Here is a 472-nt window from a genome sequence, read left to right on the forward strand (position 1 = left end):
AGCCCCAACGGCGCGCCGATGTAAGCATGTCAGGTACGACCCGCTGGGCCGATTGGCCAGTGCGGTCTACACCGACGGCAGCACCACCACCACGATCACCTACAGCTACGACGCCGCTGGTAATCGCAGCTCGGTCGCGGCCACTTCGTCATAGCCGGCCGGTTCCCGCTGTACGCCAAGCGCGTGCAGCCAGTTCTCCAATAAAAACCCCAGGGAGTTCCCATGTCCAAGCTCGCGCGCGCGTGCGCCGTGGCCGTGGCCGTTGCCGCATCGCTGGCAGGCGGCATCGCTGCTGCGCAGATCCAGGGAGGTGTTGCGCGCAAGGCTGCACCGCCTGCCGTTGCTCTCGGCGTTCCGGTCGCCAAGGCCACGATCAGCCAGCGTTCGTCCTCCGGCAGCACATCGGGCTCAGGGAGCTCGTTGAGCTTTGCGAGTGGCCAGCCCGCGCTGCGCTACCAGCCGATCGACCTGC

1 protein-coding gene is annotated in these 472 nt (G+C 67.2%); it reads left to right on the forward strand.

Annotated features, from left to right (window positions below; all coding sequences use genetic code 11):
- Positions 1-222: 222 nt before the first annotated feature.
- On the forward strand, positions 223-472 hold a 250-nt coding region (locus APY03_RS42990; RefSeq protein WP_198161365.1), incomplete at its 3' end, for a hypothetical protein.

Source organism: Variovorax sp. WDL1 (assembly GCF_001541225.1).
Lineage (GTDB): Bacteria > Pseudomonadota > Gammaproteobacteria > Burkholderiales > Burkholderiaceae_C > Variovorax.